The sequence below is a fragment of the Pseudomonas sp. GW821-FHT07E12 genome, from assembly GCF_058986605.1.
Genome location: NZ_JBYSVX010000003.1, coordinates 133,204 through 155,933 on the forward strand (window position 1 = coordinate 133,204; position 22,730 = coordinate 155,933).

At 61.7% G+C, this 22,730-nt stretch carries 20 protein-coding genes and 2 pseudogenes; 6 read left to right on the plus strand and 16 right to left on the minus strand.

The features are described 5' to 3' along the window. The first annotated feature begins 19 nt into the window (after positions 1-19). The 4 genes from AC3WJE_RS03405 to AC3WJE_RS03420 all read left to right on the plus strand — a co-directional run bounded on the left by AC3WJE_RS03405 (position 20) and on the right by AC3WJE_RS03420 (position 4,237). On the plus strand, positions 20-493 hold the full coding sequence (locus AC3WJE_RS03405; RefSeq protein ID WP_493729369.1) for a (2Fe-2S)-binding protein: 474 nt from the start codon (positions 20-22) through the stop codon (positions 491-493). Positions 494-506: 13 nt separating this feature from the next. Then, entirely contained in the window at positions 507-2,756 is a 2,250-nt protein-coding gene (locus AC3WJE_RS03410; protein ID WP_493729370.1) for a xanthine dehydrogenase family protein molybdopterin-binding subunit, read from the plus strand. An 11-nt stretch (positions 2,757-2,767) separates the two neighbouring features. Beyond that, positions 2,768-3,853, plus strand: coding sequence for an XdhC family protein (locus tag AC3WJE_RS03415; RefSeq protein WP_493729371.1), 1,086 nt, complete (start codon positions 2,768-2,770; stop codon positions 3,851-3,853). A gap of 90 nt (positions 3,854-3,943) precedes the next feature. Next, positions 3,944-4,237: a c-type cytochrome gene (locus tag AC3WJE_RS03420; RefSeq protein ID WP_493729372.1), complete on the plus strand. Its 294-nt coding sequence runs from the start codon at positions 3,944-3,946 to the stop codon at positions 4,235-4,237. Between the two features lie 227 nt (positions 4,238-4,464). On the opposite strand, the gene lhpI is transcribed toward AC3WJE_RS03420, so the two are convergent. The 3 genes from lhpI to AC3WJE_RS03435 form a co-directional block, all read right to left on the minus strand. Further along, positions 4,465-6,225 carry a cis-3-hydroxy-L-proline dehydratase gene (gene lhpI, locus AC3WJE_RS03425; protein WP_493729373.1) on the minus strand — a complete coding sequence of 587 codons (1,761 nt, stop codon included), beginning with the start codon at positions 6,223-6,225 and terminating at the stop codon, positions 4,465-4,467. 356 nt (positions 6,226-6,581) lie between these two features. After that, a complete protein-coding gene (locus AC3WJE_RS03430) occupies positions 6,582-7,478 on the minus strand; it encodes an aldo/keto reductase (protein WP_493729374.1) in 897 nt (298 codons plus the stop codon). Between the two features lie 35 nt (positions 7,479-7,513). Next, entirely contained in the window at positions 7,514-8,503 is a 990-nt protein-coding gene (locus tag AC3WJE_RS03435; protein WP_493729466.1) for an aldo/keto reductase, read from the minus strand. Positions 8,504-8,658: 155 nt separating this feature from the next. Here AC3WJE_RS03435 and AC3WJE_RS03440 point away from each other — a divergent pair, with 155 nt between their 5' ends. Next, positions 8,659-9,582 (plus strand): LysR family transcriptional regulator, encoded by a 924-nt coding sequence (locus AC3WJE_RS03440; RefSeq protein ID WP_493729375.1) that lies wholly within the window; start codon positions 8,659-8,661, stop codon positions 9,580-9,582. A gap of 44 nt (positions 9,583-9,626) precedes the next feature. Here AC3WJE_RS03440 and AC3WJE_RS03445 read toward each other — a convergent pair whose 3' ends face one another. The 12 genes and pseudogenes from AC3WJE_RS03445 to AC3WJE_RS03500 all read right to left on the minus strand — a co-directional run bounded on the left by AC3WJE_RS03445 (position 9,627) and on the right by AC3WJE_RS03500 (position 20,580). Continuing rightward, positions 9,627-10,697, minus strand: a complete 1,071-nt coding sequence (locus AC3WJE_RS03445) for an alpha/beta hydrolase family protein (protein WP_493729376.1) — start codon at positions 10,695-10,697, stop codon at positions 9,627-9,629. After that, positions 10,694-11,392 (minus strand): FMN-dependent NADH-azoreductase, encoded by a 699-nt coding sequence (locus tag AC3WJE_RS03450; protein ID WP_493729377.1) that lies wholly within the window; start codon positions 11,390-11,392, stop codon positions 10,694-10,696. Before AC3WJE_RS03450 ends, AC3WJE_RS03445 begins: the two co-directional genes overlap by 4 nt. Positions 11,393-11,441: 49 nt before the next feature. Continuing rightward, positions 11,442-11,819 (minus strand): DUF1330 domain-containing protein, encoded by a 378-nt coding sequence (locus AC3WJE_RS03455; RefSeq protein ID WP_493729378.1) that lies wholly within the window; start codon positions 11,817-11,819, stop codon positions 11,442-11,444. A gap of 64 nt (positions 11,820-11,883) precedes the next feature. Beyond that, positions 11,884-12,633: an NAD(P)H-dependent oxidoreductase gene (locus AC3WJE_RS03460; protein WP_493729379.1), complete on the minus strand. Its 750-nt coding sequence runs from the start codon at positions 12,631-12,633 to the stop codon at positions 11,884-11,886. A gap of 36 nt (positions 12,634-12,669) precedes the next feature. After that, a complete protein-coding gene (locus tag AC3WJE_RS03465; RefSeq protein WP_493729380.1) occupies positions 12,670-13,431 on the minus strand; it encodes an SDR family NAD(P)-dependent oxidoreductase in 762 nt (253 codons plus the stop codon). Between the two features lie 34 nt (positions 13,432-13,465). Further along, positions 13,466-14,308, minus strand: a complete 843-nt coding sequence (locus AC3WJE_RS03470; RefSeq protein WP_493729381.1) for an SDR family oxidoreductase — start codon at positions 14,306-14,308, stop codon at positions 13,466-13,468. A gap of 204 nt (positions 14,309-14,512) precedes the next feature. Next, on the minus strand, positions 14,513-15,157 hold the full coding sequence (locus tag AC3WJE_RS03475) for a flavodoxin family protein (protein WP_493729382.1): 645 nt from the start codon (positions 15,155-15,157) through the stop codon (positions 14,513-14,515). Positions 15,158-15,226: 69 nt separating this feature from the next. Further along, complete coding sequence (locus AC3WJE_RS03480; protein ID WP_493729383.1) at positions 15,227-16,240, minus strand: zinc-dependent alcohol dehydrogenase family protein; 1,014 nt, start codon at positions 16,238-16,240, stop codon at positions 15,227-15,229. 444 nt (positions 16,241-16,684) lie between these two features. Beyond that, positions 16,685-17,080, minus strand: a pseudogene (locus AC3WJE_RS03485) (conjugal transfer nickase/helicase domain-containing protein); the annotation flags it as partial. 326 nt (positions 17,081-17,406) lie between these two features. Further along, a pseudogene (gene mobH / locus AC3WJE_RS03490) lies at positions 17,407-18,547 on the minus strand (MobH family relaxase); the annotation flags it as partial. Positions 18,548-18,902: 355 nt separating this feature from the next. Then, positions 18,903-19,829, minus strand: a complete 927-nt coding sequence (locus AC3WJE_RS03495) for a nucleotidyl transferase AbiEii/AbiGii toxin family protein (protein WP_493729384.1) — start codon at positions 19,827-19,829, stop codon at positions 18,903-18,905. Next, positions 19,822-20,580 (minus strand): type IV toxin-antitoxin system AbiEi family antitoxin domain-containing protein, encoded by a 759-nt coding sequence (locus AC3WJE_RS03500; RefSeq protein ID WP_493729385.1) that lies wholly within the window; start codon positions 20,578-20,580, stop codon positions 19,822-19,824. Before AC3WJE_RS03500 ends, AC3WJE_RS03495 begins: the two co-directional genes overlap by 8 nt. A 229-nt stretch (positions 20,581-20,809) precedes the next feature. On the opposite strand from AC3WJE_RS03500, the gene AC3WJE_RS03505 reads away from it, so the two are divergent. Continuing rightward, the gene (locus tag AC3WJE_RS03505) at positions 20,810-21,190 is read left to right on the plus strand and encodes a DUF3742 family protein (protein WP_493729386.1); all 381 of its coding nucleotides are present in this window, start codon (positions 20,810-20,812) and stop codon (positions 21,188-21,190) included. Between the two features lie 18 nt (positions 21,191-21,208). Here the strand turns inward: AC3WJE_RS03505 and AC3WJE_RS03510 are convergent, their stop codons facing one another. Next, positions 21,209-22,729, minus strand: a complete 1,521-nt coding sequence (locus AC3WJE_RS03510; protein ID WP_493729387.1) for a conjugal transfer protein TraG N-terminal domain-containing protein — start codon at positions 22,727-22,729, stop codon at positions 21,209-21,211. Position 22,730: the final 1 nt, after the last annotated feature.

The following is a 22,730-nucleotide window of genomic DNA, read 5'->3' on the forward strand; positions in this document are numbered from 1 at the left end:
TGCGGAGAACAACCCCACCATGAGCACTCTCAACATCAATGGCCGTGCACAAACGGTCGACGTCGATCCCAGCACGCCGATCCTTTGGGCCTTGCGCGACACGCTGGGCCTGACCGGCACGAAGTTCGGTTGTGGTGCGGCGCTGTGTGGCGCCTGTACCGTGCACCTGGACGGGCAGGCCATCCGCTCCTGCATCACCCCCATCGCAGCGGCCGAGGGCAAGGCAATCACCACGATCGAGGCCGCGACGGATGGCAGTGACCCGGTGGGTGCTGCGGTTCACGCCGCCTGGGTGAAACACGACGTGGCGCAATGCGGCTACTGTCAGAGCGGCCAGATCATGAGTGCGACGGCCTTTCTCAAGGCGCAACCCAAAGGCAAGGCCCCTACGGCCTCCGAGATCGATTCGGCCATGGCGGGCAACATCTGCCGCTGTGGCACCTATGCCCGCATCCGCGCCGCCGTGGCCGATGCAGCCCAAACCCTGGTCTGATCGGAGCGCCACCATGTTGAACGAATGCTTCCCTGTTGAACTTCCGCGCGCGTTGCAGCACATGCTGGAGCGGGATCAGCCCGAAGCCCCCGCCACTTATCCGCGCCGCAGCTTTCTGAAGGTGCTGGGCATAGGTGGATTGGCATTGGGCGCTTTTCCGCACTTGGCGATGGGGCAGACGACCGGCGCGGCCGGCGGTTCCGCTGCTGCAGCGCTCAAGCCGCAGGAGCAGCCCAGCGCCTTCGTCCAGATCGCGCCCAACGGCGAGGTCACGGTGACGATCAACCGACTAGAGTTCGGCCAGGGTGTCCAGACCGGACTTCCCATGATTCTGGCTGAAGAGCTGGATGCCGATTGGAGCCTGGTGCGCAGCCGCAACAGCACCGAGGCCGCCGCCTACCACGACCCGCGCGCGGGGATGCACCTCACCGGCGGCTCCAACTCGATCAAGAACAGCTACACGCAGTACCGCGAGCTCGGTGCGCGCGCACGGGCCATGCTGGTGTCTGCGGCAGCCACACGCTGGAACGTGGACGTGTTCAGTCTGCGCACACAGGCCGGCACGGTGATCGGCCCGGGTGGCCGCCAGGCGAGCTATGGTGAACTGGCCGAGGCGGCCATGGCACTGCCCGTCCCGGAGAAGGTCACGCTCAAGGACCCCAAGACGTTCCGGATCATCGGCAAAGCCACCACCCGCATCGATGCCAAGGCCAAGAGCAGCGGGCAGCAGGATTTCGGCATCGACATGCGCCTGCCCGGACAACTTACGGCCGTGGTCGCCCGACCGCCAGTGTTCGGCGCCAAGCTGAAATCTGTGGACGACAGCGCGGCACGTGCGGTTAAAGGCGTCAAGGCCGTACGACGCATCCCCTTCGATGGCGGTGCGGAAGGTGTGGCCGTCATCGCCGAGGGCTACTGGCCGGCCAAGCAGGGTCGCGATGCGCTCAAGCTGGAGTGGGACACCGACAGCGTGGAGAAGGTGGACAGCGAGAAGCAACTGGCGCAGTACCGCGAACTGGCGAGCCGCCCTGGTCCCCAACAGTTCCAGGCGGATATGGCTCCGCTGGAGGCCGCCCCGCACAAGCTAGAAGCCGAGTTCGTGTTTCCGTATCTGGCCCATGCCGCCATGGAGCCGTTGAACTGCACGGTCCAGCTGTCCGAGGGACGCGCCGAGCTGTGGGTCGGAACCCAGTTCGCCGGCACTGACGCTGCGGCTGCTGCACGCGTGCTCGGCATGCCGGCGGAACAGGTGCGCGTCAATGTGCAGACAGCGGGCGGTGGATTTGGCCGACGCGGACCCGGTAGCAGCGACGTCGTTGTACTGGCGTGCGAAGTGGCCAAGGCGGCGCGCACTGCTGGGCTGAATGTCCCGGTGCGCACCCTGTGGAGCCGTGAAGACGACATTAAGGGCGGCTATTACCGTCCCATGCACCTGCACCGTGCGCGCATCGGATTTGACGACAAAGGCAAAGTGCTGGCGTGGGATCACGCCCTGGTGGGACAGTCCATCACAGCAGGCACCATGTTCTCGTCCGGTGTGAGGAACGGCATTGATCGCACTGCGGTCGAAGGCATGCGTAACCCGTATCCGCTGCCCATGCGCCTGACGGTGCATCACCCGAAACTCAACGTGCCGGTGCTGTGGTGGCGCAGCGTGGGCTCTACGCACACGGCGTTTGTGATGGAGACCTTGCTCGACGATATTGCGCGCACGACCAAGCAGGATCCCGTCGCCTATCGCATGGCGCTGTTTGGCGACCAACATCCCCGCCATCGCGCCGCGCTGCAGTTGGCCGTCGACCGAAGCGGCTACGGCAAAAGCAAACTGCCCGAGGGCCGTGCCTGGGGCGTGGCAGTGCACGAGTCCTTCAGTTCGGTCGTGGCCTATGTCGTGGAGGCTTCGGTAAAAGACGGACAGCCAGTGCTGAACCGCGTCACAGCCGGCGTGCACTGCAATCTTGTGGTCAATCCGCGCAGCGTGGAAGCCCAAGTCCAGGGCGCAGCCGTCATGGGCCTGTCGATGTGCCTGCCCGGCGGCGCCATCACGTTGAAGGACGGCGAAGTGCAGCAAAGCAACTTCGGTGACTTCGCCGTTCCACGCATCACCGACATGCCCGAGTTCGCTGTGCATATCGTGCCCAGTGCCGAGCCGCCTACCGGGATGGGCGAACCTGGCCTGCCGCCGTTGGCTCCCGCTTTCGCGAATGCCATCGTCCAGCTGACCGGCAAGCCCTTGCGCACGCTGCCCTTCACGTTGACTTGATGGAACACGCAATGGGTGGCGCGATGGAGGACCTCGACACCCTGGTGCTGCGCACGGCGCGTGACTGGCAAGCTAGCGGGATTACCGTGGTGCTGGTGACCGTGGCGCGCACCTGGGGCTCTTCCCCGCGACCGCCGGGGTCGCTTATGGCGATCAACGATCAGGGTGCGACCGTCGGATCGGTGTCGGGTGGTTGTATCGAGGACGATCTGATCGACAAGGTCAGGCAGGACGGCGTTCAGGCGTTGTGCGCCGGGTCGCGTCCCTCTGTTCTGCGCTACGGCATCTCCGCGGACGAAGCCCATCGCTTCGGTCTTCCTTGTGGAGGAACCATCGAGTTGGTGCTGGAGCCAGTTTCTGCGGTCAGTCGCATCGACGAGCTCTTGCTCGCCTGCCAACAGAGGCGCTCTACGCGACGTGTGCTGGATCTGAAGACTGGCGGGGTCACGCTCGGCGAAGGGGATCGCGACGGCGTGCCTCGCCTCGATGCGCAATCTCTGACGACCTTCCTCGGACCGCGCATTCGGCTGATCATCGTCGGTGCCGGTGACCTGCCTCGCTATGTCTGCCAGATCGCGTTGAGCCTGGGGTTTGAGGTGATCGTTTGCGACCCCCGCGAGCAGCATGAAACGTGGCGCCTGGACGGCGTGACCACGAGCCGGGAGATGCCGGATGACTTGGTGCGACGGTTGCAGCCTGACGCACGCACAGCAGTGATCACCCTGACCCATGACCCGAAGATGGATGACCTTGCATTGCTCGAAGCCCTCGAGTCGGGCGCGTTCTACATCGGCGCCATTGGCTCGCGCCGCAATACGCAGACGCGTCGAGCCCGGCTCAAAGAGCACTTTGGATTCTCGGATGCCGTGCTCAGCAAACTGAGAGGACCAGCAGGCCTGTACATCGGCAGCAAGACACCGGCCGAAATCGCACTGTCCATCATGGCGGAGATCGTGGCCGCCAAGAATGGCATCGCGCTCGGCGAATCCGTGCAGGTGGCCAAGGACAGATCGCAGAACGACTCCCGTCAGCAAAGAGGTGCCGCCATTGAACACACCGCGGCGGCGCCTTCTATTCTTTACCTCAACCTGTCTTGAAGCGAAAAAACTATGAGTCTCCCCACAAGCCCGCGCACCCGAACACGGCGAACGCCCTTAACTCGTCGAGTCGCCCTCGCGTCATTCGCCGTGACGTTGGCGGCAGGTGCTTTCCTGCCTGGCCAGGCCGCAGCCAACCAAGCCCTTGTGCAGAAGAACGCATGCATCGCCTGTCACCAGCCTGCCACAAAAGTTGTTGGCCCGTCCTGGAAGCAGATCACGGAGAAGTACGGCGATGGCAAGATAACCGCCGAGCAGCTCGCCGCGAGCATCAAGGGCGGCAGTTCGGGCAAGTGGGGGCCGATGCCCATGCCGCCTCAGGCACAGGTGTCCGATGCGGACCTTAAGACAATTGCGCAGTGGCTGCTTGATGGGGCGAAGTAGCTGAACTTGTCTCATCGGATGTCGAGCCAAGACGGCTTCTGCTCACCAGATGCTCGTGACGCAACGGAGGACGTCCATCGACCGTCGCGCCATTCGCAGTCCTGCACCATCCGAAACCATGGCCTGCCCTGTTTTCGTTAGGCGCTTCACGTCGGGTCAATAGTCCCAGTTTAGTTGGCGGCCCATGTACCGATTTCGATTATCCGAAATCGGTACACTGCTGTAGGTCAGCAGGGAACGGTCTGCAGCCATAAGGGGTAGGTGCTGTCCGTACGGCCCTTGACTGCCGCCTCAACACAGCTGGACAAGCTAGCGAAATGCACTGGACGCCCCACCAATCCCGGCGCGTAATGAGCAAACTTCGCCGAGTTAGTCATGACAGTCTTTGCAGCTGGAGGAATTACGGGCTCACCGAGCATGCACCAGCAGGTATCGTTCACAATCTGGGCACCAAATCGCTCGAGCTCTGCCACAAATCCTGCTTTTTCTGCTTGCTCATAGATTGAGCGGCCGCAGGTAATCACCATTGCCGTGCCTGGTGACTTTTTGAGACCTTTGCACATTCCGGCCAGTGTACGGAACTCGGAAAGTGAGAAATGGGGATTTCCCAAAGACACGATGCCGACAGCTGGATCGCTGGCACTATTCAATACAATCCAGCTGGAAATTAGATCTGTGACGTTCACGGAAAGCACATCTGGAGGGGTCGCAGCGCCCAGCGCCCGTTCAGGATCAATCGCTTCTGGAGTGATTCCAGCGATATGAAAAAGTGGCGCACCCGAGGTGGTACCAAACGCTGCTGAGAACGCTTTGAGATGATCTAAGGTCGGCGCAGCATTTTCAAGGCCGTAGACAATAGGGATTCGTTTCCCTGCCAGCAAGCCTACGTGATATCCAAGTAGAGGATAGAACGCATCATCGACCTCTTCAGGCATTTCGATCTGAATGCGCAATTGGGCCTTTCTGTTTTCATCCAGATGACAGCCTGAAAGCGGAGCCCGCCCACATATAGCAATGCAGATATCCAGATAGTCCGGGTACTTCAATGTGCGGGCCGCCAGAACACTATTAGCGAAGACAACAGCATTGGACTCGGCCCAGACGATTTGCTCACCCGCCTGAGGTGCTGTTTCGAGCAAGTAAGGTGCGCAGGTGTAACTCATTCGCGCACCCATTGCCATGTAGGCGTCACCCAAGGCACTTGCAGGCTCGCCAAATGCCGGGTCGACACCCAACGCGCGCCAGCGGCGTTGATCAACGGAGATCGAGTTCAAAGTGGTTGGTACGACAACCTTACCGCCCCAATCGACCAATTGTTCGGCGAAACGAAGGCTTGCAGGACCGGTGTATATGCATCCGTCTATGTGTGCTTGGGTCACATTAACAAGCTCTGTAGCGCCCTGCAGTTCTGCCATACGCAAAACCACCTGCATCGCTACCTGGGAAGCTTTCCCATTTTGGCCGGCTAACATTTTGCCGTCCTGCTCATTCAGTACAACTTGGCAGTTCGTGAAGTCCAGCGTATTAGCGGATTTTTTCGACGTCAACTCACCCGCCAAAGGCTGTTCGGAAGCTTGAACGACCGTATCGCTAACTCGGGCATATCGACAGCCTTCCAAATCTGCAAATGCCTCCTTGCCGATGCTGACGACTGGAAGCGAGCGGTCGTAGATCATCTCGGCCAACAGCACGCCCAGGGCAAGAATCTCGTCCACATCCGCAAGGATTAATGCCGCAGGCGCATGACCGGAACTGATCAACTCCATCATGACACTACTACCGGTGCACGACCCTCTTCCCGAAGGAATGGCTAACACTCGTCCGGCAAGGTTCTTTCCGGCTAGCGGGTGATGCTGGTCAATTACGTCACCGGTGATTGAGTTAACACCACCCCAAAAGCTGAGGCCCACGTCCGCAAAAAGCAACTCGCCCTGGGCAGTGCCGTCAATCAAACTACGTCCACTGTGGCGTTTAATCCCACTCGTCATTAGTAACCTCAGTTATTGCTTACAACGGCCTTGATCGCCGCTGGGCCGGCGAGCCAATTGCGTAACCTTCAGAGAATAACTGCCTGTATGTCTATAAACTTCGCTTCTCCATCCGGAATTGAGGTGCGTTGCCAGCGGCTTAGCTCCGCGCGGAAGTTTCTGGGTCGCGGCCACTATTCCGAATGAAACTTGAAAAAACGATCGCTAGAGATCGCGACTATGCACGTGAGTGAATAATGCTTAATCCAATAGGCATTTAGCTGCGTTTTGCCCAGGCGAGCTTTAGCGGGAATTGTAGCCTGTTGCCTTCGACCTCCCTTAGGTCATGATGCTCAAATTTCATCGAGTCCTTGTGCTCAGTCCTCGATTTTGAAGCCGAAAAGGGCGGTGTTCACCAGCTCGGGATCTGGTCCACCACGCAAACCAGTATTTAGCGCCGAGATTGCCCGTACTTCATCGCGGTGCAGAGAAAAATCGAAGACGTCGGCATTCTCGACGATGCGATGCGACTTTACTGATTTCGGGATGGCCGCAATGCCCAGCTCCAGGTGCCAGCGCAGCACGATCTGTGCTGGCGACTTCCGGTACTTCGAAGCCAACGCGACCACGGTGGGATGAGCCAGAGGATCCCGTACCTGCCGGCTGTCTCCATGCATGTAGCGGCTGACGCCGCCGATGGGCGACCAGGCCTGGGTCACGATGCCCAACTTCTCGTCTGCCGCCTGCACAGCTTCCTGAACAAAGAACGGGTGCAGCTCCACTTGGTTGACTGCCGGAACCACGGCGGAGCGCGCGATGAGATCGTCCAGATGCTTTGGGCTGAAGTTGCTCACCCCAATGGCGCGCACGCGGCCGTCAGCGAGCAGCTTTTCTGCCGCCCTCCAGGCGCCTAGGGTCGCCTCAAAGTCGGTAGGCACTGGCCAGTGCAGCAAATACAGATCGAGATTTTCCAGGTCAAGGAGGCGCAGGCTGCGGTCAAAGGCGTGCAAGGTGCCATCGTAGCCGTAGTCACTGATCCACGCCTTCGTGGTCACGAAGATGTCCGAGCGGTCAATTCCGCTAGCGCGCACAGCCTGGCCGACCTGTGCTTCGTTGCCGTATGCAGCAGCGGTGTCAATCAACCGATAGCCGGTCGCCAATGCGGTTGCAACCGCGCTGACGGTTTCTTCTGGGCCGCTTTGATAGACGCCCAAGCCCAAAGCAGGCATCTGGACGCCATTGTTCAAGGTGAGAAAACTGGTTTTGACAGCCATGTGAAGGTCCTTTAATAGTTGGAATACAGCGCCTCTCAGCGATCGATGGCCGCATCCAGTCCGGCGGACAGGGGCGCCCCTTGAATATCGATGGCAGCGAAGGCCGCGTCGATCTCGCGAAGATCGGACGCGCTCAGTGCGAGCTCGCTCGCAGGAAGGTTGTCGTCCAGGTGGGCCAGACTCGTACCGCCCGGGATCGGCACAATCCATGGCTTCTGTGCGAGTAGCCATGCCAGGGCAATGCGAGCGGGACTCGCGCCCTTGCGTGCAGCCAAATCACGCAGGAAATCCACGACCTTGAAATTGGCTTCCAGTGCTTCGGGTGTGAAGCGCGGGAAGTCGCGGCGCAAGTCCGCAGGGTCGTCGAAGCGCATGTCCCGGGTGATTTTTCCGGTCAGGAAGCCCTGGCCCAGCGGTCCCCAGGCCACCAAGCCGATGCCCAGCTCTTCACACAGGGCGAACTTGGTGTTCTCGGGTTCACGCATCCACAAGGAGTAATGGTCCTGGACGGCCGTCACGGGCTGTACCGCGTGGGCACGGCGGATGGTCTGCGCGCTGGCCTCCGACAGGCCGAAGTGCTTGACCTTGCCATCGGCGATCAGGTCCTTGACGGTTCCGGCCACATCCTCGATCGGCACGGCTGGGTCGACGCGGTGCTGGTAAAGCAGGTCGATGCGATCGGTGCGCAGGCGCTTGAGCGAGGCTTCCACCACGGCGCGGATGTGCGCCGGACGGCTGTTGAGCCCCACCGTCTCTCCACTGTCGTTGATATCGAAGCCGAATTTAGTGCCGATGATCACCTGGTCCCGCAGCGGCTGTAGCGCCTCGCCAACCAGTTCCTCGTTGGTGTACGGACCGTAGCCCTCGGCCGTGTCGAAGAAGGTCACGCCGCGCTGAACCGCGCTGCGGATGACCTGGATGGCCTCTTGACGGTCGGTGGCAGGGCCCAGGCCGAAACTCAGGCCCATGCAGCCCCAACCGATGGCGGAGACCTCCAGGCCGGAGCCCAATACGCGCTTGTTCATGGTCATGGTCATGATCTCCATTGAAGTGAATGCAATGGCGGCGCGATTGCCTGACAGCTCGGCGCATTGCGATGGTTGATGCAGCTACTTTAGAGCCGCCCATTGCGATTGATAAGATGCTAGATCTTTAATGAATCTATATCTCAGGATAATGAATGAGGCGAGAAGATCTGAGTGACCTGACGGTTTTCTTGGCGGTGGCTGAGGAGCGCAGCTTCACCCGCGCCGCTGCCAGGCTGAACACGTCACAGTCATCCTTGAGCCAGACGGTGCGCCGCCTGGAGGCGAGACTGGGCTTGCCTTTGCTCAGCCGAACCACCCGCAGCGTTGCGCCAACAGAAGCTGGCCAAGAGCTGCTGAATACGCTGAGTCCTGCTCTGGCCGATATCGAAACTAAGCTCATGGCCTTAGGCCAGTTGCGTGCGCGGCCTGCGGGAACCGTCAGGCTCACTACGAGCAAGCATGCTGCCAAAACCCTGCTGTGGCCCGCCATTGGCCGCCTGTTGCCCGACTATCCGGAGCTGAAGGTCGAGCTTTCGATCGATGCCGCACTGACCGACATCGTCGCGGACCGCTTTGATGCCGGCGTTCGCCTGGGCGAGGAGGTGGACAAGGACATGGTGGCGGTGCGCATAGGTCCCGATCTGCGCATGATCGTGATAGGCGCGCCCAGCTACTTCCGTGCCAGCCCAGCACCTCGCACTCCCCACGACCTTCCGCATCATCCGTGCATCAACGTTCGCCTGCCCACGGCTGGCGGACTCTATCCCTGGGAATTCGCCAAGGGCGGGCGCAAGCTCAACGTCCGGGTCGATGGCCCGCTGGTGTTGAACGATATGTCCATGGTGCTGACGGCCGCTTGCGAGGGATTCGGGCTGGCTTGCGTGCTGGAAGACCAAGCATCGGATCTGATCGCTCAAGGCAAGCTCGTGCAGGTTCTCGAAGACTGGTCTCCCACCTTCGCTGGCTACCATCTGTATTACCCTAGCCGGCGCCAGATCTCACCGGCTTTTGCCCTGTTGCTGGACGCGCTTCGCTACACCGCGCCGCGCAAGTCCGCATTGAGCCGAGCTCCTTAGCATCGCGAGAGCAGCGTCGACATCAAGCGACAGGGCTGGTCTTATCAGACGCGCGTGGCGAGCCAGTCGAGCACCAGCTTCGGATTCCTGCCGAAGTAGTTGTAGCCTTCGAAGCGCTTGTCGGTGCCCTCGATCCAGAACAGCGTCTTGTCCTTGGAGGAGATGGTGTCGTAGATTTCCTGCACATTGGAAGGCTTGGTCAGGAAGTCTGACCGCACCTGGGCGACCAGCGTCGGCAGTTTCACGGACTTCGCGTACTCCATCGGCCACACGTCGGCCAGGTGGTAGCCGGTGCGGCGGTGCAGAGCCGCATCGAAGAGTGCAACGCCGTTGGCAATCTTCTGGTTTTCGACAGCGGTTGCCACAAACACGGCCGGTGACACTGGCTGCAGCGCGATCATCGCCTTGATGTGCTCGAATTCCTTGGGGTGCTTGTGCATGCCGACGATGCTGGCGTTGGCGCCCAGGCAGCGGCTGTACAACGCGGTGCGCATGTTGCGGGTGTCCGAGCGCGACTTGGCGTAGCGCATCGAGCCGATCACGTCCCGGTACTCCAGCACGCCATGGCCATTGATGCCCCCGCTGCCCGTGCCGCTGCGCCCATGGTTGCGCATGTCGTAGGTAAGGATGTTGTAGCCTGCGTCGTGAAGGATCTTGTACTCCGGCAGGAAGTTCACTTCGAAGCCGCCGAAGTCCTGCCATGGCGCCAGATGACCTGGATAGCCGTAGCGGTTGCATGGCATCGGGTGATTGAAGATCAGCAGCTTGTCGGAGTTGGCGGGGATGAACCAGCCCTCGATCGGCACACCGTCGATGGCCGGGAAGAAGACTTCTTCGAACTCCAAGCCATACTCGTGAGGCCAGCGCAGGATGGGCGTGCGCGTGGAATGGGCCATCAAGTCGGCCATGCCGTTGATGAAGGCTTCCGACTTCGCATCCGCTGCGACGGGAGCGCCGGCTGAGGCGGCCTGGCCAGCGCCTGCCGCCTGCGCACCGGAGGCGGCCATGGCCACCAGGGGAAGTGCAGCCAGCGATGCGCTTGCCTTGAGGATCTGGCGGCGGCTGTGTGAACTTGCGCCGTCGCGAGGCGCGACGCTGTCGATGTCATTGCTCATGCGAAACTCCTGGAGTGAGTGGAAGCTTGGATACGGAGGAGGTCGTCGACCAGCCGCGTGGTGGCGGCCAGCGCCGTCCGAAGTGATTGCGCCAAGGGCTCTCCGCCCTCGGACTGGTGCTCGACTGCGATGCTGTGGATTTCTCGCAAGCCGATAAAGCCAAGCGCCGTCCCGATAGCTGGGTCCAGATGGTTCATGAGCGCAAAGGGGCCGCCCGCGTCCATGCCGTGGTCACCACGCGAAGAGAGCACGACGACCGGCACATCCCGATCGGCGAAGGCGCCTGTGAACGGGTGGTCCTTGACGTTGGGCCTGTAGTGCAAGGTGCGGCCCAAACGAACGATGTGGTCAATCCAGGCCTTCAGGCTCGACGGCATGCCGAAGTTGTACATGGACACACCCAGCACCAGCACGTCTGCCCAGAGCAGTTCGTCCGACAGTTCGTTGCTATGTGCCAGAACCTCCGCTGCCCAAGGCGCATCTCGTTCAGTACCGAATGCTGCCTCGATCCAGCGGTGGTCGATATGGGCCGGTGGCTGCCTGCCCACGTCGCGGTAGCGGACTTGGGCGTAGGGTTGTTGGGACAGCCAATGGCTGACGAACGTGTCGCTCAACCGGCGGCTGTACGAGCCGTGCGCATCGATACCACCCAGGCCGGGCCGGGCGCTGGCATCGATGTGAAGGATGTTCGTCATGCTGCGCTCCCTTTGATTACGTGGTGAATCGCCGCCAGCCGGCGGGATGTCATTGCTTGGGCGGCACGAACCCTTCGGTGATCACGACCGATCCCTTGGTGGACGCCACGCGGAATTTGCGGGCCGCGGTGTATTCGGGGGAGCCATAGAAGCGCTGGGCATCGGCCAGGCTGGGGAACTCAGCGATGGCCATGACGGACTCCGGTTTGCCCTCCACGGCGGTTGCGTTCAAGTTGAAGACGATGATCTTGCCGCCGTACTGGGCGGCGAGCGAGCCTGCCGCGTCCATGTAGCGCTGGAAGCCGGCCTGGTCGGTGATCGTGTAGTTGGCGATCATGTAGCCGGGCGCCTTCGTGCTCTGGGCGTAGACGCCCGAAGAGAGCGTCAACGCGATTGCGGCGAGTACGCCCATCATTTGCTTTTTCATACTGTCCATTCCTTGTGCATGATTTGAAGAGAAGCCCACAACTGCAGGCCGTGAACGCCAACCTTCAAAGACTCGCCAAACGTTGCTTGAGGCGGTCGGTGTCGCGTTGGATCTGAGGCGCGCGCATGACGTCGAAGGCGCCAAAGGTCGGCAGGATCGCGATGCCGCAGAATTTGTAGACCGAGGTCGTTGCCCAGAACAGGTCGTCCAATGACCGGCCCTCGTGCAGCTTCTGGCTGCGGTCGTCGAACACCTCTTTAGGGGCGTTCATGGTCAGGGAGAGCAGGAACTGCTTGCCCTGCAGTTTGCCGCCGGTGCCGTACTGCCGGGTCGGTTCATCGTTGGTCCGGCCGTCGCCGGAGATGAAGCTCTGCTGGACCATGCCGGCAGTGAAAACCTCGTCGATGTACTTCTTGTAGATCCATGGCGCACCGAACCAGAACACCGGCGACTGGGTGATGATGATGTCGGCCCAAAGATGCTTCTGGACTTCGTCATCGACGATGTATCCCTGCTCGATGGTGGTCAGCCGAACCTGATGGCCCTTCTTCTCCAGTTCATCCTTCATCAGCGCGACCAGGGTGCGGTTGAGTCGGCCCTCGCTGATGCCCGGATAGTTCTGGTGCGCGTTGATGATCAGCACCTTCTTCGCGACACCCGCATTGCGAGGACCTGCGCCAGCAGATGCCGCAGAGGCGATGCCCGGCACCATGGCGGCAGCCGTGACGACCAGCCCGGCCTTGATGAAATCCCTGCGCTCGCGCGCGGCGGGGGAGTCGTCGGTGTCGATGTCGTGGTTTGGGGGCATGCTCATGCGGAAACTCCTTGAAATCGGTTGGTCCGGAGGTGACTAGGCCTGGTCGGTTGGCATGATCCATAGCTCGCTGATCGAGGCGTGGCGCGGGCGAGTGACCATGTAGGCCACGCCATCGGCGATGTCCTCTGCCTGCAGGACTTCGGTCGCTTCGTAGAAAGCATCGATGCCTTCGCGCATCACGCCGGTGTTGTGCGAGCCCAGTTCCGTCGCGACACCACCGGGCTCGAGCACGCCGACGCGCACGTGCTTCTTGGTGATTTCCTGGCGCAGGGCTTCGGTGAATCCGTTCACGCCGAACTTCGTCATGTTGTAGGCGCCATAGTTCGCCCAGGCCACACGGCCGGCGATCGACGAAATGTTGACGATGTCAGCGACACGTCGCGGGTCGTCCTGCGCAGCGGCGAGCAGATGTGGCAGCGCGGCGTGCGTCATGTAGAGCAGGCCTTGCTGGTTGATGGCGATCATCCGGTTCCACGCGTCCGGATCTCCACCTACGATGGGGCCTAGCAACATGAGGCCCGCGTTGTTGACCAGGATGTCCAGCCGCCCGAAGCGCTCAACAGTGGCCTGGACCGCAGCTTCGGCCTGGGTGCGCTCGGTGATGTCGGCCGGTACGGCGAAGGCGGTGCCACCGGCCTCGTGGATCTGCGCTGCGAGCGCATCGAGTCGATCCTGGCGGCGGGCGACCAGCGCGACGGAGGCGCCGCGTGCCGCCAGCGCCCGGGCTGTGGCATGGCCGATGCCACTGCTGGTGCCGGTGACCAGCGCGACGGTGCCGCTGAGAGGGAATGTCATGGCAGTGTCCTGTTGGTATTGAGGGCTGGCAGAATCACGCGTCGTCGCGGGCCAGCGAGGAAGACAGGGCGCGATGCGCGTTGGCTTGATGCTGCAGCAGGTTTGCCTTGGCCTCGAATGCCTGCACGGCATCGGCGCCGGCGGCGAAACGAGCAGGTGGCACGTCGAGGCCCGCGAGTTGCACGATGGCATCGGCCAGCTTGGCGGGGTCCCCGCCTTGCTTGCCGTCCATGCCGCTCCAGGCTTCGACTGTCTGGCGCGTGCGCTCGGCATAGTCATCAATGACCGGCTTTGCGTAGGTGGTCGACTCGGCCGAGAGCAGCTCGGTGCGGAAGAAGCCAGGCTCCACCAGCATCGTGCGGACACCGAAGGGTTCGATCTCCGGCGCCAGCGACTCGACCCAGCCTTCGATGCCGAACTTGGCGGCGGCATAGGCGGTGCAGAACATGCCGCCTGCAATGCCTGCGGTCGACGAAATGGTGAGCAGCAGGCCCGAGCGCTGCTTGCGCATCACGGGCAGCACAGCACGAGCGACGTTCATGGGGCCGAACAGCAGCGTCTCGATTTGGCTGCGCACCTGTTCGGCACTCAGCTCCTCGAAGAAGCCGGCGTAGAAGTTGCCGGCGTTGTTGACCAGCACGTCGATCCGGCCAAACTTGGCAACGGCTGCCTCGACTGCGCCCTGCGCTTCATCGGGCCGGGTTACGTCGAGCTTGACCGCAAGCAGATCGGCGTTTGCGCCGAGCGCGGCCTCTACCTTTGCTGCATCGCGACCCGTCGCAACGACCGCATGCCCGGCGGCCAATGCCGCCTTGGAGATGTCCACGCCCAGGCCACGCCCCGCGCCGGTGATAAGCCAAACTTGTTTGTCAGACATGATGGTGATCCTTCTTCAATGTCTGCAAATTGTGCGCGCCAGGCCAGAAAACAGGCTGCACGGATTGCCGCATTTCTTGCCTGAAATGACGGATCTTCGTTGTGGTCGCTACAGCCGATCGCTGAACAGGGCTCAGACGGAGCGGCCAATGGGTGCGGGCCGGCCGCGACCCCGGCGACAACGATGGCGGCGGCGGTCTGTTCCCTATCGCGTGCGGGCGGGTGCCTGCTCGCCCAGCTGGACCCTGGCTTCCTGCAGCAGTTCTTCGCGGCTTTGTTGCCAGAAAATGCGGCCACGGCGCAGGAACACATGCTGGACAAGGTGACCGCCGCGGGCCTGGACCGCTCTAGCGAACGAGTCGGTCTCCGATTGCTCGAATCGGCTGTTGCCCGTGGTCACCAGCACCACCTCCTTGCCCGTCAGATCGGTCAGCGCCACGTAGGCCCACAGCGGTGTAGCGGGGCGGAACATCCAGGTCGGAGAGACCAGGTAGAGGCGACGAACCGGGCGGAGATCAAGTGGCTCGACCGTGATGTCGGGAAGCTTTCCCTCCGTTGCATCAGAGACCGCCTGGCGCTGCCCGGTCATGTCGCGCGGATAGTCCGCATCGATCCGGGCGATGGGCGCATTGAACAGGCGCGCGGCCTCGCGTGCGACGGCTTCGGAGTGGCCTGAGCGCGAGTAATAAACGACGGCGACCGCCTGGTTGGGCTCGGCCGTGGGTGCGAAAGTCAGGCTGGCCACATAGGTCCGGTCCTTCACGACCATGAGCGTGAAAGCCGCGATTCCGATGGCCACAGCGGTTGCAGCGCAAAACGCCGCGGCCTTCTTCCAGGTCACCATGCCCATCTCGCAATCAATACGTTCAGCCCGTGTTGAGGCAGGGGAACTATCCCGCGGTAGGCATGACGCTCGTGTTCAGGCACAACGGATGACCACTTTCCCGAAGTGCGCGCCGCTGTCGAGATGCGCGAAGGCTGCCTTGGCGTCAGCGAAGTCGAACACGCGGTCGATCACGGGTTTGATGCCAGCGACGTCGATCGCCTGCGCAACGTCAGTGAGCGACTCCCGGCTGCCCACGGTGATGTGCCGGAAGGTCGCGCCGCTCATGAACAGGTCGAGGTAGTTGATGTGACCACCCTCCGGGCTCACGAAGCCGATGAGTGCGACCTCACCGCCCGGTCGCACCGCGCGTAGGCTCTGCGCCAGCGTGCCAGGGCCACCAACCTCCACGATCCGTTGCACACCTTGATCTTGGGTCAACGCACGCACGCGGTCACCCCACTGCGGCTCGTCTCGGTAGTTCACCACCGCGTCAGCGCCGAGTTCCCGCAGCCGTTGCGCTTTCTCTGCGCTGGAGGTCGTGGCAATCACGGTGGCGCCGACGGCCTTGGCCAATTGCAGGGCGAAGATGGAGACGCCCCCGCTGCCCTGGACCAGTACGCTGCCGCCGGCACGAACAGGCGCACCCTCGTTCAGGGCCGTCCAGGCCGTCACGGCTGCGCATGGCAGCGTGGCGGCCTCTTCATAGGACAACGAGTCCGGCACCCGCACGAGCGCCTCCTGGCTAACGACTTTCTGTTCGACCAGCCAGCCATCGATGGCTGCGCCATAGCCGTATTGGAAGAGATTGACAGGCCTGCGCCCGGCGTACCAACGCGGATGGAACGTGCTCATGACGCGATCGCCGACCTTGAAGCTGTCGACGCCTTCGCCGGTGGCGATCACTTCGCCGGCGCCGTCACTGGCAGGGATCAGTCCCTTGGAGTGCGGCACGGGATACTGGTTGCGCACCATCGCGATGTCGCGGAAGTTCAGAGAGACGGCATGAACGCGCACCAAGACCTCGCCACGTTGCGGCTCGGGCACTGACTCGTCGTGCAGGTGCAGGTCGTTGATGCTGGTGAAGTTGTCTAGTCGGTAAGCTCTCATGACTTAGGTGACCTTTAGTGAATCGTAGAAAGAGGCGAGGAACTGGCAGCGCGCCCGAGTTGGTTTCCAGCTGTATCGCGGAGCTACCACCCAAGCTTGGCGGTCTTTCGCGCTCAGGCCTCCGCAGGTCATGCTCGGTAGCAGTCTGGTAGGCATCCCGCCAAAAATGGGTCAATCCACAAGCATGCGACCGTATACCTATCGCGGGTTGTCTGATCTGGGCGATTTCTTGCTTGATCCGACGATAAGCAGAGAGATCAGGCATGAGCCTTTGCGAATGAGCCGCTCCTGGCGTTCAAAGTAATGGTCGCGTGCAAGGCGTCGCACTAGTTGACATGAATGCCGAGGTGGATCTCGGCATTGATCAAGTCACCCCGGCCTTCTCCCATCGTCTGCTGGTGAGGTAGCGCGTGATAGCGCTCTACCCATGATGAGCCGACCTATTTAGTCGTTCTGATCCAACGCGAGATACGGATTGTCCGGCGGCACTTCGGCGAATGCCAAAGAAGCATCTTGAAGAAGATAGCCGTGCAACCGCCGTGACTTCCGCGGGCCCGTGACATTGCAGGTCCAAATGTTCAAGCCGCTGGGTTGTTTACGATGCAATTGAAGTCGCTCAAAGCGCTTCTGGACCCACTGCCAATCCGGCTGATCGTCCTGTTTTGCTAAGGAAGCTATCTGTGGGTGCTCTTGTGCGTATCGTTGAAAAACGCCCGGACTGACCAAGTAGGCGGTATTGCTGACGGTATGCACGAGTGCCTTAGCTTCGTTGATGATCAGGCGGCGCGCCGCAATCCCTTGTTGTAGCCATGAAATGAAATGCTCTCCGGAAGGGTGTGCTACCGAGGAAGTTTTCGTAGCCGCGGGCATAGACGACGAGTGTGACGGCGCGTGCACGGTTGGCACGGGGGGCTTGGCCAATCCAGGCGCTGAGTTTGAGGCGTCCTCCGGATCCTGCGGGATGTTAGGCGAATCGTCCATGCCCACCATCGCCAGCACGTCCTCCATGATGTCGGGTATCTCCCGTACAGCAGGCGATGGAGCCGCGACAGCTGCATCACCGCCCGCCCAGGCCAAGGGTTCATGGCCTTCTTCGGTTTGCTTGTTTGTGGTGATCGCCGGGGCCTCCGAAACATCGGAGCTCTTGTCAGCGGGGGATGTGTCGATCGCCACCTCACCGGCAAACGGTGTCGGCCGTTCCGCAGACTCCCAGATCAGCGCAGGGGACAATCGCAGCAGAGTGAACGAGTGGGACCAGCCAGTGAGACTGGTCACGGTCGCGCGCCAGATTGCCTTGCCGTCCGATGTGGGCTGCAGCATGCCATGGTCCTGAAGCACGTTGAACACTGCGGTGTTATTCGCAGGTATACCTTCAATACCTTGCGACAGTAGATGCGCGCGGAGTTTGTCGGAAACGGTTTTGCTTACCAGCCATAGAGTATCGTCGGTGAGCCATCCATCGGAGGCTTCAGCTTGGTTCAGCTTCAGATCCCCCTTGAGCAGATATCGCAGTCCGTCAAGCAGTTTGCGTTGCAACGCATGTTTGGGCGCGGCCATGGCGCGCGTCGGATCACCGCCCAGGTCCTGGGCCACGGAGGCGCGGTCGGCCTGCACCACAAGCTCGCCCAGTACTCCTGCGTGCTCGTACTGTCCAGCAAGGACATATAGCAGTGGTGCCCACAGGGACGGATATCCGCTGAGCCAATCCAGGAGATCGCGGTCCAGCAGTTGGCGGTAGAGCAAGCCTGTTGCAGCGCTGTGGAGCCGATATTCGCGGTCCTCGCGATAGCGGAAGCGGTAAGGCTGGCGCAGTGGGCCGTGCCACGGGTGCCAAGTGCTGCCATCGGCCAGCTCGACGTGCAGATCCACGGCCACCTTGCCGATGTCGTGCAGCAGGGCCGCGCAGGCGACGGCTGTGGTCCAAGCTTCGGACTGCGCGGCTTGGTCTTCGGGGCTCGCTCCGATGGGGAGTAAATGGGACTGCCGCAGCTTCAGACTGTAGGCAACGATTTCCAGGCCGTGGTCGAGCATGCCGCCGGGGTAGGCGTGGTGGTGCGCCTCGGAGGCTGGGAACGCCTGGACCAGCTCGGCGTAGCGCTCCAGCGGCAGGCGGTACAGAGTGGCGAACTGCCTGCGCGAGAGCGAGGTGCGTTGCCAAATATGCTCCAGCAGCTTCTGCCGGCGGGGGGTAGCCAGCAGCGATGCGGCCGACTCTGGCCGCATCAACCCTTTCGGGAGGTCGGTGACGGGTGCTGGCGACGGCGCGGCAGCGACTGGGAGCCGTTTTCGCTGGAACAAGGAGAGCATGTCGGTGTCCTGATGGCGGGTGGGGCGGGAGGCCTTTTGGCTTTTTCGAGGTAGAGCCTTTCCCCTTGCACCCCATTCCCTTGCCTTTTCGGCCCTTGCCCTTTCGGCCCTTGGCCTTTTACCGTTTGGATATACCGTAGCGCAGCAATCGTTTCGATCATCAATCCGGCATGCGGGTTGCCGTCAAGTTCGATCCCGTGCGACGGCCGATGTAGGAGGCCGCGTACTGCTTTGGCATTGCGCTCCAGGTTGGATGCTCAAATAACGCAATGGCTTTCGCGTAGGCTTGGCAACCGATGTGCCGCCGACATCCGCTAGCACGGTCCGAGGGTCGCCTGTACTTCGTTGCGGAAGCCTACGCACGAAGATTGGCGAATGCGGAGTCGAGCGCGTCTGCCTGCGCGGAAAAATCATGCGGCCTGCGCTTCTCAAATGTCACCAGGTTGGACAGCTTCCACCTAAGTGCGGGAAGTTGCTCTGCATGCTGGCACTGCAGGAGAGACCAATCTGGCTGGGCACGCGCCAGTCCTCGGAGAAAGTCTTTGTGCTTGGTGCTCAGGCGCTTCGGTAGCTCATGCCTCAACTGCTCGCGCGTGCTGATTAGCAGTTCCAGCGGACAGTCGAGTTCCGTCATGCCGACAAAGGCGCGTTCAAATTCACCCGCGATGTCTTTGTCGTTGCCGAACAGCACTTCGTGGATCGGGCGGTTGTGGCCTGCTAGGTAGACAACGAAGCACTCGAGCATCTCATCGGTGATTCCACCTCTGTCGAACAAGCGCCAGACGTCGAATAGATCCCGCGGGTGCTGACGGTCCAGGGCCGCGACCAGCTTGCCGGCATAGAGCTCGGCCACGTCCAGCGTAGGTGCGCAGAGCTCCACCCCGAATAGGTCACTGGTTTTGCGGCTCAAGGGGCGTTGAACAACAGGGAGGACGGTGCCCCGGAACACGACATTGACCTCCACCTTCACCTGACTGGTCTCGTCCTCCGCAATCAGCTTGGTGTCCCCCAGTTCCTTGCTGCGGATCAGGCGGGCTTGGATGCCCAGCGGTTCGACCCGTCGGGCTATTGCGGCCAGTTCTTCGTTGATCGCCTTCAATGCCTCGTCCCGGGGAAGCTGCCAGGGAAGATAGACCACATCGATGTCGACCGACAGGCGTGGCATGTCTTGTACAAACAGGTTGATGGCCGTGCCGCCCTTCATCGCGAAGATGTCGTTGGCGAACACGTCGGGGGTGATGTTCAGTAGGAGGCGAACAGTGTCCGCGTATTGCTTATCCATGGGGTTTGAGGCTCAGCAAGGTGCCATCATTCATGCGGCTCATCCAGCGCTTGGTGCTGCCGGCGCGCACTGGGTACTGCTGTACTAGCGCATCGACATCAACGACGCCGGTCTCACGAGCCCAGGTCAGAAACAGGCGTACGGTTTTTACGCTGGTGCAGCAGGTCAGGAGCTGGCCCAGAAGATCCTTGCGCGGTGAACGCAGGCCGTCGAAGAGATTGCGAACCTCTTCAAGGCTCTGTCGGGTGCCCGCTTCGTACAGCATCTCCAGTACGGCGCGTTCGGGCACCGCCACCTGCAGGCCCTTCGGCTGGCCCGGAGGCGTGTGGAGAGTCTTGTCGGCTAGGCCTGTGTCAGGCCAGTCGAACAGCCGCGCGTTGACGTACCTGGCAGTAAAGCGTGCACTGAACCAGGCCGGCAAGCTGAAACGCGCTTCTCCCCACAGCACCAAGGGCTCGCGTGTGCTCAGATTGTGCCGCACACCTTGCATGGCCAGGGCACTTTTGCCGCCCACGTGCAGGCCGGCGACCCGCTGCTGGAGGAACCGTAGCGCGCCAGTGACATCGAAGTTGTCATTGGGAAAGGAATAGGTTCCATGACCAAGGCGCACCAGCCAGCCGCTGTCCACGTAGCGAGCGGCAAGCTGGGGCGAGACCCCGAAGGTTTCGAGCACCTGCAGGTCGAACGGCGCACCCCGGGGGAGATCCGCTTGCAGATGCTTGATTACCTGATGTCTGGAAAATCCACTCATCAGATAAATATACGTAAAAATCCAATCAAGCGCCACCCTTTAACAGAAAGGTGCAGCAAAAGTAGCCTCTTGATTGAAATTGGCGTATAAATCTAATCGTGGGTGGCCTCTACTGCCCGCACAGCCTTGGCGCCTGAACTGCGTGGCGCCCGTACCGCATTGATGCTCTGCGCCGAACGGCGAGCAGGGCAAACTGGAGCAAACGTATCGCACACGACAGGTGATCGCCATGAACGCAAGGATCCATCGCAGCATCCCAGAACGCATCGGCCACGGGCTCGGACGAGCCTGGCGTGCGGGCGTGCGCACCGAACGGCGCGTATCGGCTTGGCTCGTGCGGCAGGGCATCCCCAAGGGTTTTGCTGTGGCGTTGCTGTGGGCGGTGAAGCTGGCTTGCCTGGGCGTCATGCTGTATGTCGCGTTTTGGGTCGCGTTGCTGCTGGTCCTTCTCTTGGGAGCTGCTCGCGTTGCAGGCGATAGCGCGTCTGGGAAAGAAGACGAGTGGGCCTTTCCGACGACGGATGAGCTGAGCAGAACGCCAGGCTACGATCCGGTCTTCCACAACGACGCCACGCATGTTGACTATGTAGAGGATGACCACCGAGCGTGATCTGGCGCCGAGTTCAGCTCATTTTTTCAAGGCCCCAGATACCGCTCCTGCACCCTTACCACCAGCATTTGCCCCATCTTTGGTGCCCTGAGACAGGCTGTTGGCAATGACGCCCGCCCGAATGCCAACCCAACCCAATGCTGCGACCCAGAACCCCGGTAGCACAAGGAACATCGACGCCATGACGAAGTTCAACAGCATGTCGCCAAAGGCATTGTTCAGCCCCATCACCGGATCGAAGTTCGAGTGCGGCCGGTTCCAGCCCCACCCCCAGCCGTAGAGTGCGTCGAGGATCGTGCTGTCGATCCAGCGGGCGAGCTGGAACCAGAAGTCCACGAAGAAGAGCGAGAACTGCACCACGCTGACCGTCACCACCGTCTTCAGGTCGTAGGTCCCGACCACCAGCACCAGCGGAATGCAGATGACCAGGGCCATCTTTAGCAGTGACAGCACCATAGGGAGCGCCTGGCGCACCACGTCCATGGCCGGGAAGAAGCCCAGCGAGCCCACCGCCAGGCCCACGTCGCCAGCGGCGCGGGTAACGATGTTCGGGAGGGTCTTGTCGATCTGACCGCCGTAGTCGGAGTAGACGGCGCCCTGGTTGAGCTTCTGCTGGCGCGGCGAGGCAATCGCACGGATCACCGAGTCGTCAACCTGGGCGCGGCTCAAGAAGCCGGCCCAGCCAGCCAGCCGATTCATCAGGGTGGGGTCGACTTCGGCAAGCAGCCGCGCACGCAGGCCATTGCCGCCATCGCTCCACCACTGGCTGCAGGTCGGGTAGCCGGCGCCGCTGGGCACCTGCGTCAGGCCTGCATCGCGGTTACTGTCGTAGGCCCAGCCATCGCGAGGTGCTTTGGCGCGGTAGGTGTCGTAGTAGCCACCGGTGTTGACGAAGTAGTTGGAGCCGATCCAGGTGACATCGTGCATCTGGGATTCGTCCAGGCTCGGGCGATTCATGAAGAGCTTGGCCCGTGCCGGCCCATAGCAATCATGGGTGAAGTCCGCGACCTCCTGGGCCAGCACCGGATCGTCGATGCGGGTGGCGTCGATCTCCATCCGCATCTGCCGCAGATCCGTGCCGCATGGAATGGCGGCCACCGACGCGCCGGTGACCGCGCGCGAGAGCGCATGGATGAAGGCCCACCAGACGGGCACTTTGGCACTCTGGTTGTTGAGGGTCGTGAAGGACTGGCTCCAGCCCGTGTCCGAGGGCTGGGGTACGCTCACCTGGCACTGCTGGGAGCGCGAATCGTCCATTCGGATCATGTTGAGATCCACGTCGATGAACGGAATGCCGGCGAACATCACCACGACGATTGCCACCCAGACGCGGTTCTCGATGCGCATCGACGACAACACACCCTTGTTGCCTTCGTCAGCGCCCTCGGCGCGGGCCTTCAACCATTCCTGGATGATGATGGCCACGAAGGGAATGGCGAACACGCCGCTGGAGACCAGGACGGACCAGATACCGTTGTGCACGATCCAGCCCACCAGGGTCAGGTAGTACTCGAGGTAGTCGGTGGTGAAGAGTGTCATG

Bases quoted from the DNA above. Each gene is read 5' to 3' on its own strand.
- AC3WJE_RS03405 (WP_493729369.1), top strand. From the start codon at position 20: ATGAGCACTCTCAACATCAATGGCCGTGCACAAACGGTCGACGTCGAT.
- AC3WJE_RS03410 (WP_493729370.1), top strand. From the start codon at position 507: ATGTTGAACGAATGCTTCCCTGTTGAACTTCCGCGCGCGTTGCAGCAC.
- AC3WJE_RS03415 (WP_493729371.1), top strand. From the start codon at position 2,768: ATGGGTGGCGCGATGGAGGACCTCGACACCCTGGTGCTGCGCACGGCG.
- lhpI (WP_493729373.1), bottom strand. From the start codon at position 6,225: ATGACGAGTGGGATTAAACGCCACAGTGGACGTAGTTTGATTGACGGC.
- AC3WJE_RS03430 (WP_493729374.1), bottom strand. From the start codon at position 7,478: ATGGCTGTCAAAACCAGTTTTCTCACCTTGAACAATGGCGTCCAGATG.
- AC3WJE_RS03435 (WP_493729466.1), bottom strand. From the start codon at position 8,503: ATGAACAAGCGCGTATTGGGCTCCGGCCTGGAGGTCTCCGCCATCGGT.
- AC3WJE_RS03440 (WP_493729375.1), top strand. From the start codon at position 8,659: ATGAGGCGAGAAGATCTGAGTGACCTGACGGTTTTCTTGGCGGTGGCT.
- AC3WJE_RS03445 (WP_493729376.1), bottom strand. From the start codon at position 10,697: ATGAGCAATGACATCGACAGCGTCGCGCCTCGCGACGGCGCAAGTTCA.
- AC3WJE_RS03450 (WP_493729377.1), bottom strand. From the start codon at position 11,392: ATGACGAACATCCTTCACATCGATGCCAGCGCCCGGCCCGGCCTGGGT.
- AC3WJE_RS03455 (WP_493729378.1), bottom strand. From the start codon at position 11,819: ATGAAAAAGCAAATGATGGGCGTACTCGCCGCAATCGCGTTGACGCTC.
- AC3WJE_RS03460 (WP_493729379.1), bottom strand. From the start codon at position 12,633: ATGAGCATGCCCCCAAACCACGACATCGACACCGACGACTCCCCCGCC.
- AC3WJE_RS03465 (WP_493729380.1), bottom strand. From the start codon at position 13,431: ATGACATTCCCTCTCAGCGGCACCGTCGCGCTGGTCACCGGCACCAGC.
- AC3WJE_RS03470 (WP_493729381.1), bottom strand. From the start codon at position 14,308: ATGTCTGACAAACAAGTTTGGCTTATCACCGGCGCGGGGCGTGGCCTG.
- AC3WJE_RS03475 (WP_493729382.1), bottom strand. From the start codon at position 15,157: ATGGGCATGGTGACCTGGAAGAAGGCCGCGGCGTTTTGCGCTGCAACC.
- AC3WJE_RS03480 (WP_493729383.1), bottom strand. From the start codon at position 16,240: ATGAGAGCTTACCGACTAGACAACTTCACCAGCATCAACGACCTGCAC.
- AC3WJE_RS03495 (WP_493729384.1), bottom strand. From the start codon at position 19,829: ATGGATAAGCAATACGCGGACACTGTTCGCCTCCTACTGAACATCACC.
- AC3WJE_RS03500 (WP_493729385.1), bottom strand. From the start codon at position 20,580: ATGAGTGGATTTTCCAGACATCAGGTAATCAAGCATCTGCAAGCGGAT.
- AC3WJE_RS03505 (WP_493729386.1), top strand. From the start codon at position 20,810: ATGAACGCAAGGATCCATCGCAGCATCCCAGAACGCATCGGCCACGGG.
- AC3WJE_RS03510 (WP_493729387.1), bottom strand. From the start codon at position 22,729: ATGACACTCTTCACCACCGACTACCTCGAGTACTACCTGACCCTGGTG.